Origin of the sequence: Streptomyces mutomycini, assembly GCF_001700505.1 — a bacterium.
Taxonomy (GTDB): domain Bacteria; phylum Actinomycetota; class Actinomycetes; order Streptomycetales; family Streptomycetaceae; genus Streptomyces; species Streptomyces mutomycini.
Genome location: NZ_MAPV01000094.1, coordinates 129,621 through 138,865, shown reverse-complemented (window position 1 = coordinate 138,865; position 9,245 = coordinate 129,621). Strand labels below are relative to the sequence as shown.

Genomic DNA, 9,245 nt, shown 5'->3' with positions numbered 1-9,245 from the left:
CGATGGTACTGCAGGGGGGACCCTGTGGGAGAGTAGGACGCCGCCGAACAATTATTCCGGGAAAGCCCCGTGCCCTTGTGGCACGGGGCTTTTCTGCGTTCACGGCCGACTGGGGACGGACGCCGACCGGTGCGGGTGGCCGGCCTGCCGAGGACCCGTTCCGTCCGGGCGCCATGGCCGCCCGCAACCGGCTGCGCGGCTGGCAACGGCGTACGTCCCGGCCGCGGCAGACACCTCGTCAGGACGGTTTTGAGCACCCCTTCGTTCGAGGTATGCTTTACCTCGTTGCCGCAAGGCAGCAGGCCCCAATAGCTCAGTCGGTAGAGCGTCTCCATGGTAAGGAGAAGGTCTGCGGTTCGATTCCGCATTGGGGCTCGGTACGAAGAAAGGCCCCCGCTTCGGCGGGGGCCTTTCTCATGTCCTGACTAGAGGCTCTGCGGCTCCGGGACGCGCATGGCCAGGATGGCCATGTCGTCGGAGGCGGGCTCCGCGGCGAAACGCTCGACGGCCCGCAGGATGCGACCCGCCACCGCGCCGGCCGTCAGGCCCGTGCACATGGCGAGCACATCGGCCAGGCCGTCGTCGCCCAGCATGCGTGCCCCCTCGCGGCGCTCGGTGACCCCGTCGGTCACACACAGGAGCACATCGCCGGGCTGGAGAGTGACCTCCTGCTCGTAGAGCTCGAGGTCCTCGATGACTCCCAGCAGCGGCTGCGGTTCGGCAGCAGCTTCTACAGAGCCGTCCTGGCGCAGGCGCAGGGGGAGCGGGTGGCCGGCGCACACCACCTTCAGGAGGGCACTACCGTCCTCCTGGGGCCACAACTCCCCGTAGAGCAGCGTCAGGAAGCGGCTGCGGGCGCCCTCGTCCAGGATGGCGGCGTTGAGCCTCTCCAGTACCGCGGGGCCGCCGAACCCCTCGCGGGCCAGCAGGCGCAAGGCGTGCCGGGCGAGGCCCGTGACGGCTGCCGCCTCCGGGCCCGTACCGCAGACGTCACCGATGGCGAAGCCGTAGGCGCCGTCACGGATGGGGAACACGTCGTAGAAGTCGCCGCCGACCTCGTTGCCCTCGCCCGCGGCGCGGTAGATGACCTCGATCTCGACGTTGGGCACATCGGGCAGCCCGGGCGGCAGCAGGCTCCTCTGGAGCGACTGGCTGATAGCCATGCGCTCCGAGTGCAGGCGCGCGTTGTCCAGGGCCAGAGCGGCCCGTCTGGACAGGTCCTCGGCCAGCTCCAGGATCTCCTGGCGGAAGTGCTCGTCCGACGGCTTGCCCAGCGTGAGCATGCCGATCACCCGGTTCCTCGCCACCAGGGGCAGGACGACGGTCTCGCCTCCGACCGCGGCCGCCGTGGCGAGGACAGTGCGTGCGGCCGCCCCCATGCTCAGGGGCGCGTCCTTGCCCAGGGTGCGCTTGGACGTGCGCAGCGCGGCCTGGTGACCGGCTTCCGTGGGCGCCGCCCAGATGCGCGCGCCGGGGGCCGGGACCGGGTCCGGCGGGTCGATCGAGGAGAGCAGGGCCTTCAAGCCGTCGATGCGCTCCTCGTCCTCGTGGAGTACGTAGGAGAGGTACGGCTCGGAGGACTGGTCAGCGATGGTGTAGACGGCGCACCAGGTGGCCAGCGTGGGCACGGTCATCTGTGCCATCAGCGCCAGTGTCTGATCCCTGTCCAGCGTGCCGGCGAGCAGATCGGACGCCTCGACGAGGAAGGACAACGAGCCGCGGCGCAGGCGTTCCAGCTCGCCGAGCCTGGCCGACTCGACGGCTAGCGCGATGCGGTCGGCGGCGAACTGCAGGCGCAGGGCCTCTTCGTTGGAGTAGCGCCCGGCCGCTTCGGCCGCGACGCCGAGAGAGCCGGTGAGCCGGCCCTCGACCTTGAGGGGGACCGTGACGACCGAGCGCATCCCGGTGTCGCTGAGCAACGGCACGGCGCCCGGTACGACGGTGAGGTCCTCGTGGACCGCCGGCATGCGGGCGGAGCCGTAGCGGCCGGTCCCGGCCTCCACGGGGACCCGTGCGAAGCGCTGGCGGGCCGAGGGGAGACCGGTGGTCGCGCGGACCTCCAGCTCGGTCTCGTCATCGGTCGCGAGCAGCAGGAAGGCGGCGTCGGCGTCCAGCATGTCGCGCGCCCGCTCGACCGTGCGCTGCAGCAGTCCGTCGAGGTCGTCGGGGGCGGGGGAGCCGATGAAGATCTCCGGCCTCGGGGAACATCGGTACAGCGGTTATCGGTGAGAACGATCATGGATCTGACCTGGAGATAGCTCGGTGCGGGCCGGGGCCGGTCAGGCGTCTCTGTCGCGGGCCTGTGCGAGCAGCTGGGCCACTACGTCGTCGGAACGGTCCTGCGCCTGACGGGCCAGGTCGTCCAGCACGGTGTCGCCGCCGAGGACCTGCGCGGTGAGCCGTTCCATCAGCTCCACGTCGGTGCCGCTGCCGGGCTCGGTGATGCGGGCGCGGACCGGGCGGCGGGGGCCGATGACCTGTGCGTCATCCGCCATGGTGTCGTCCTCGGCCTCGGCGAGGGCCCGGTACAGCGAGGCGACCGAGGGGTGGCGCCCAGCGTTCTTGCCCGTCTTGATCGTCAGCTTCTTCGCGATGTCGGGGACGGGGACGCCCTTGTTCTTCAGCGCGACGGCGAAGGTGAGCATGTCGTCGTCGATGACCTTGGGGCGTCCGCCGTGGTTGCCCTTGGCGGCGGCGGCCTGCTGGCCCTCCAGGGTCTTCTCGCGGATGTAGTTGCGGTCGAGCTGGGCGGCGACGGCGAGCACGGCGAAGAACATGGCGCCCATGCCGTTGGGGTCGTAGATGCCGGTGAGCGGGCCGGTGAGGAGTTCGAGCTGCACGCCGGCGTCTTGGAGCTGGCCGGAGAGAGTCATCAGCTCGGCGGCGTTGCGGGCCAGGCGCTTGAGCTCGTGGACGGTGAGGATGACCTCCTGGTCGGGGGCGGCCTCCTTGATGTCGTACGCCAGCTTGAGGGCCTTCTCCAGCTCGGGCCGGGTCTTGATCCGGGTGGAGATCTTCTCGGAGAAGATCCGCTTGCAGACCGGTTCGAGCGCGGCGCGCTGGGAGGCGAGTTCCTGGCTCGCGGTCGAGCAGCGGGCGTAGCCGATCCGGATCGGCTTGGCCGCCGCGGCGGCCGGCGCCGCCTCCACGGGCGGGCCCTGCTTCCAGGTGCGTCCCGGGCCGCGGTCCTCCGGCACGAGGACGTCGAGTTCCTCGCGGAGCGCGGGCACGAGGATGAAGCGGGCGGTGTGGTACTTCGTCGCGCACTTCCCACTGCGGGTCCGGCAGGCGCTGCCCGCCGGGACCTCACACTTCGGACAGTCGTTTCGTTCTACCGCGTTTGCGGCTTGATCGGGCGTCAGATCCACCCGCGCAGTCTGTCAGAACTGTCTCGCACAACGCCTTGGTTTTGAGAGGGGTTCTGCGAATGGCGACCTGGGGATACGTGATCGACTCCGGGTCTCTCGCAGAACTCTCGCAACTGGTCGTTTGTGAGAGCGGGCGTGGTGCCGTCAGTGCGGCGAGAGGATGGTGCAGATTCCGTTCGAGCCGCAGGTGTCGGGGTCGGTCTGGGATGCCCGCTGGGCCAGTTCGCGCAGGGCGGCGCGGGTGGTGCGGAGTGCCGTCAGTGCGGCGAGAGGATGGTGCAGATTCCGTTCGAGCCGCAGGTGTCGGGGTCGGTCTGGGATGCCCGCTGGGCCAGTTCGCGCAGGGCGGCGCGGGTGGTGCGGAGTTCCGTCAGGCGGCGTTCGATGTCGGCGAGGTGCTGGCCGATCAGTGCGGTGACGTGGCCGCAGGGGGATTCGCCGTCGTCGCGCAGGGCGAGGATGGAGCGGATCTCGGCGAGGGTGAGGCCGGCGCCCTGGGCGTCGCGGATGAAGGCGAGCCGGCCCGCTGCGTCGCCGTCGTAGTCGCGGTAACCGCCCGTGGTGCGGGGCGGCTCGGGCAGGAGTCCGGCCTGCTCGTAGAAGCGGATGGTCTTGGCGGTCAGTCCGCTGGCGGTCGCGAGGTCCCCGATGCGCATGGCTCCAGGCTACGCCTTGACCTTCCAGTGCACTGGAAGGTCTAGCGTCGGGGCACAGACTCCGACCTGGAAGGACGCGCCATGCGCATCACCGTACTGACGGTTCCCGACTGCCCGAACGTGCCCCTCGCACAGGAGCGGATCGCTGCCGCGCTGGACGGCCGGGCGGCGGAGGTGGAACTGGTCGAGGTGTGTGACGAGGCCGAGGCCGCGCGCTGGGGCATGACCGGCTCGCCGACCGTCCTGCTCGACGGCGTGGATCCCTTCGCCCCGACCGGGGCAGCTCCGAGTGTGTCCTGCCGCCTGTACCGGGACGCGGACGGCACGGTGTCCGGGGCGCCGAGCGTGGCCGCCCTGCGCCAGGCCCTCTCTGGCGCAGACATGGCGCAGTCCGTCGTCGTGGGTGACTGCTGCGAGAGCGAAGGATTCGCTGTGGTCGGCCGGGGCGGCCGGGGGCGGCGGGCACCGGCGGAGCGGGGACTGCGTGCGGTGCACCAGGCTGTCCTGCGGCACTTCGCCGCCACCGGCATCGCTCCGGAGCCCGGCGAGCTGGCGACGGCCGCCGCCTCAACGGGCCGGACGGCCGGGCAGGTGCTGGAGGATCTGGCCCGCGAGGACTTCCTGACGCTGGACGAGCAGGGCCGTATCCGCGCCGCGTACCCGTTCTCCGCTGTACCGACCCGGCACCGGGTACGGATCGAGGGAGGCGCCGAGGTGTGGTCGATGTGCGCGATCGACGCGCTCGGCATCCCGCCGATGCTCGGCCGGGACGCGGTGATCACCTCCCTCGACCCGGTCACCGAAGAGGCGGTCACCGTCACCGCTGACGGCGGGCTGATGACCTGGGAGCCGGCGGACGCCGTGGTGTTCGTCGGACAGCGGCCCGGCGGCGGCCCGGCGGCCACCACCTGCTGCGACGCACTGAACTTCTTCACCAGCGACAACGCCGCCCGCACCTGGGCGAAGGAGCATCCCTCGGTTCCCGGCCGGATCGTCGGCCAGCAGGACGCGGAGAAGCTTGCCGCGCAGACCTTCGGACCGCTGCTGGCCCCCTGACTCCCGCCCATACGCTCCCCGGCGCGGTCCTACTCCCCGGCCTCCTCGTCGTCGTCGAGACCCGCCGCGTCCGGGTCGCGCAGCGGGCGCAGACCGCCGCCGGACGGGGTGGAGGCGGTGAAGCTGTACCTGCCCAACAGGTTCAGGTTGCGGTGCTTGAGCGGGGAGAGGCGGGCGATGTCCTCGTCCCGGATCTCGTGGCCCTCGGCGCGGAGCTGGGCGACGGCGGCGTCGATGTACTTCGTGGTCCACAGCACGATGGCGTTGAGGACCAGGCCGAGCGCGCCGAGCTGGTCCTCCATCCCGTCGCGGTACGCCTGGTGGATGGTGCCGCGCTTGCCGTGGCACACGTCCCTGGCCAGCTTGTGGCGGGACTCCTGCACGGTGAGCTGCCGGTTCATCTGGCGGCGGTAGGTGTCGTCCACCGGGTCGACCACGCGCAGCAGGTGCTCGGTCTTGGCGATCCGCCCGTACTCGGCGAACGCCGCCCCGAGCGGGGTCGGGCGGCCGTCGCGGCCGAACATGCGCAGCAGGTCGTAGGCGCGGACCTGGTTGGTGACCAGGGAACCGGCGACCTTCAGCATGTCCGGCCAGTGCGTGATCACCTTGTTCAGGTTCACGCGGTTGCGGGCCAGGTCCTCCACCGCACCGTAGGTGCCAGTCTCGACGCCGGGCATCGTGGCCCGCCAGAACCGCTGGTCGTCCAGGTCGCGGAACCGCGGACTGAAGTTGTAGCCGAGGATCTTGAACAGGCCGAACACCATGTCGGAGTAGGAGGCGTTGTCGGTCGCCACCATCTCCGGCTTCACGCCGCCGTCCAGGTTCAGCAGGGCATCCAGGATGTGCAGGGAGTCGCGCGGGGTGCCGGGGACGACCATCTGCCCGATGCCCGCGACCTGGTCGTTGACGGCATTGAGCCAGGTGATGCCGCGCTTGAACCCGAAGTACTTCGGCGACGGGGCGGCATTGATGGTGCGCACCGGCACCTGGAAGCGCAGCCCGTCCACGGAGGCGAGCAGTCCGTCACCCCAGTAGCGCACGATCGGGATGTCGGCCTGGGCGGTGATCAGAGCTGCGTTCGCCGCGGCGATGGTGTCGGCGCGCAGGTAGTACTGGTCGACGTGCACGAGCCGGGCCCGGGTCAGGGCCTCGTAGCCGGGGTTCACCACCGGAGCCAGGCCGATGTTGCACGCCTCCGACACCAGCAGCGCGACCATCGAAGTGGGCAGGTCCTTCATCCGGGTGGTGCCGTCGCCGAGGTGGACGAAGGCGTCGAGGAACCCGGTCCAGGCGTTCACCTCGAACAGCAGGTCCGGCAGGTCGATCTTCGGGAGCATCTTCTCGACCCGCTGGCGCAGCCAGGTCAGGGACTTCGGCTCGCCGAGCGCGCCGAGCTTGTCGACGTTCAGCTTCACCCGACCGTCGTCCTGCACCTCGATGGAGACCTTCGCCGCCGGCCCCGCCTCCTCCAGCCGTTCGGCGAGCTGCTTCCATCCGGCGTCCAGGCCCCGCACCAGCTCCGCCAGGTGCTCGGTGACGGGCATGTCCAGGCTCAGGGCCGCCAGGACGTCCTCCTCGACCGCGTCCCAGTCGGGCCCGTCCAGCAGTCGGGCCCGCGGGTTGGACCAGCGGTGCGAGGGTGAGGCGAAGACGTCGCGGTTGTTCAGGGCCCGGTGCAGCTGCTCCAGCACGCACACCACGTACGCGTCCCGGTCCACCGCGCCCTGCGGCAGATCGGGGTTGGCGTACACCGCCTTGCGCCACGCGGGCGGCACCAGCTTGTCGTCCACCTCCCGCGGCAGCAGCGGCTTGATGCCCACCTTCCGCCGGGCCAGCGCCGGAAGACTCCGGACCCCGGCCAGGACCCGCTTCCCGGCGCTCGCCGCGTCCAGCGCCTTCGACTCGCCCAGCAACGCGAGGAACGGCCGCACCGTGGCGTACCGGTTCGCCAGCGCGGCCCGCATGGCGACCTCGGCCGAGTTCTCGTCCTCGGGCACCAGCGAGACCACCGTGGCCGCCGCGGTCATCACGGCGGCGCGCGGGGCGACCTCCTCCACCGCCGCCCACAGCGCGGCCACGTCCAGGTCCGCCTCCTGCTCTTCGACGAGCTCCAGCTCCTCGAAGAGCACCTTCGCCGCCCGCGCGAGCACCCGTGACGCCTTCTCCAGCTGCGGCAGCGTGGACAGCCGCTCCTTCTCCGTCTTGCGCTTCGCCGTGTTCAGTAGCCGGGTGGCCATGAGGACCTGGAACAGGTCCAGGGCCTCGTCGATCGCCTTCGCCTCCAGGTGCCGCATCACCGCGGTGAGCATCGCCGTGCGCTTGGGCTCCGCCGCCCGCTCCAGCAGCGGCGCCTTCGACCCCAGCGCGTACCGGGCCAGCGCCGCCATCCGGTTCGGCGGGATCTGCGACAACCTCAGCCGCCCGAGCCGGTACGCGCCGATCTCGTCCACCCGCTCCAGCGCGCGGGCGAACGCCGTGCCCGTCGTCCGCGTCGGCGGCCGGCGCAGCCGCTCCAGCTCCGAGAACCGCGAGCCCTCCGGCGTCTTCAGCGTCGCCACCAGATCCCCGGGCAGCGCCGGGTCCGCGCGGCGGGCAGCTCCCGCGACGGTGGCGTGCAGCCGCTTCTCCGCGACCGTCCGCGCCTCCGCCACCTGCCGGGCCAGCACGGACACCCCGGGCAGCAGGACCCGGTGACGGCGCAGCCAGCCCACCGCGTGGTCGAACAGCGCCTTCGGGCCCTCGGCGTGCGTCCACGCCCGCCCGTGCAGGAACGTACGGAACCGCCGGCCCCACTCGGCGTCCTCGTAGGGGTGGTAGCCGTAGGCGTCCCGGATCTCCCACGCGTGGTCGTACAGCGTCTGGCGCCGCTCCGTGTACCGCTTGACCACCGACGCATCCTCGACGCCGAGCTGCACGGCCAGGTGCTCGACCACTGGCCACGGCACCGCGAGCGGGTCCTCCAGGAACAGGCCGACGTACCGAACCGTGCACATCTGGAGCGCGAAGCCGAGCCGGTGATGCTCCGTCCGTCGCAGGGCGATCAGATCCCGGTCCACGTCGTCCAGAAAGAAGAACCGCTCCAGCTCGGGCCTCGTCGGCTCCTCGGCGAACGTCCCGTACGCCTCGGCCTGCTCATCGCTCAAAAATTCCACCGGCACGAGCCGGACCGTAGCCAGCCCCAGACCAGGCCCAGCGGCGTTTCACCGAACCCCAGCGGCAAAGTGGATCACTGTGCTAGACGGCCATGATCGTTCTCACCGATAACCGCTGTACCGATGTTCCCCGAGGCCGATCTCGAACGGATCCCTGCCGCGGTTCTCGGCGGACGCGTCGGAGACCGGGGCGCGCACCGGTGTCTGGAGCACGGCGCGTTCGTAGTCGCGCACGAGGAGACAGACGGTTGAGGGTTCACCGGCGGCGTCGCGGACTCTGAGATGCGAGGCGTACGCCGGGATGACACGGCCGTCGGAGCCGCGGATGCCGTAGCTGCCTTCCCACCGGGAGAGCCGCAGCGCGTCGGCGATACCGGTGTTGGTGCCCGGGGTGTGCGGCCACGCCACGAAGTCGCTGAAGGGCCTGCCGTCGACCTTCTCCGCGGAGTAACCGAAGAGGAACGAGGCGTCCTCGTTCCACGAGGCGATGGATCCGGACGCGTCGGTCTGGACGACGGCCACCCGCACTCGCTGTTCCGCCACCGGCAGGAGAGCGGTGGGCAGGACCGGGCTCGCCGAGCGGATGCCCACCGGGCGTTCGGGAAGATCGAGCTGGAACCAGACGTGTTTACGCGTCGGGGTGTACTCGACGCCCCAACGGGAGGCGAGGGCCGCGCAGAGCAGCAGTCCGCGGCCGCCCTCGCGGTCCGGGCTCCCGAAATCGAGGCCGGAGCTCTGGAGCGGGACCTCCCGCTCCGGGTATTGGTCGGCGACCTCGACGCGCACACCGTCCTCGGTGCGCAGGCAGAGGACGTCGGCCGCCGTGCCCGCGTGCACGACGGCATTGGTCACGAGCTCGCTGGTAAGAACGACGGCGTCGTCAACGACGTCGGTGTAACCCCACCCCTGAAGGGTGTCGCGGACGAAGGCGCGGGCGGTCGCGACCGAGCGTCCGACCGGATCGAAGGTGGCAGCCGCGCGCGCGGTGATCACAGCACTCCCCATTTGGTGTC

General features: G+C 70.9%; 4 protein-coding genes, 1 tRNA gene and 2 pseudogenes. 2 read left to right on the top strand and 5 right to left on the bottom strand.

Annotated features, from left to right (window positions below):
* The first annotated feature begins 302 nt into the window (after positions 1-302).
* Positions 303-375: transfer RNA gene (locus BFF76_RS15105), tRNA-Thr, on the top strand.
* A gap of 50 nt (positions 376-425) precedes the next feature.
* Here BFF76_RS15105 and BFF76_RS15100 read toward each other — a convergent pair.
* From BFF76_RS15100 to BFF76_RS15090, 3 genes and pseudogenes are all read right to left on the bottom strand, one after another.
* Positions 426-2,192, bottom strand: a pseudogene (locus tag BFF76_RS15100) (SpoIIE family protein phosphatase); the annotation flags it as partial.
* A gap of 87 nt (positions 2,193-2,279) precedes the next feature.
* A complete protein-coding gene (locus tag BFF76_RS15095; protein WP_065848421.1) occupies positions 2,280-3,368 on the bottom strand; it encodes a recombinase family protein in 1,089 nt (362 codons plus the stop codon).
* Positions 3,369-3,625: 257 nt separating this feature from the next.
* Positions 3,626-4,024 carry a heavy metal-responsive transcriptional regulator gene (locus BFF76_RS15090; RefSeq protein WP_065848420.1) on the bottom strand — a complete coding sequence of 133 codons (399 nt, stop codon included), beginning with the start codon at positions 4,022-4,024 and terminating at the stop codon, positions 3,626-3,628.
* 81 nt (positions 4,025-4,105) lie between these two features.
* On the opposite strand from BFF76_RS15090, the gene merB reads away from it, so the two are divergent.
* Positions 4,106-5,080 (top strand): organomercurial lyase, encoded by a 975-nt coding sequence (merB, locus tag BFF76_RS15085; protein WP_065848419.1) that lies wholly within the window; start codon positions 4,106-4,108, stop codon positions 5,078-5,080.
* 29 nt (positions 5,081-5,109) lie between these two features.
* On the opposite strand, the gene BFF76_RS15080 is transcribed toward merB, so the two are convergent.
* Both BFF76_RS15080 and BFF76_RS15075 read right to left on the bottom strand, forming a co-directional pair.
* Positions 5,110-8,238 carry a Tn3 family transposase gene (locus tag BFF76_RS15080; RefSeq protein ID WP_065848418.1) on the bottom strand — a complete coding sequence of 1,043 codons (3,129 nt, stop codon included), beginning with the start codon at positions 8,236-8,238 and terminating at the stop codon, positions 5,110-5,112.
* Between the two features lie 123 nt (positions 8,239-8,361).
* Positions 8,362-9,237, bottom strand: a pseudogene (locus tag BFF76_RS15075) (ATP-binding protein); the annotation flags it as partial.
* Positions 9,238-9,245: the final 8 nt, after the last annotated feature.

What these genes read in the sequence shown, in the direction of transcription:
- merB (WP_065848419.1), top strand. Translation starts at nt 4,106, where the DNA reads ATGCGCATCACCGTACTGACGGTTCCCGACTGCCCGAACGTGCCCCTC.
- BFF76_RS15090 (WP_065848420.1), bottom strand. Translation starts at nt 4,024, where the DNA reads ATGCGCATCGGGGACCTCGCGACCGCCAGCGGACTGACCGCCAAGACC.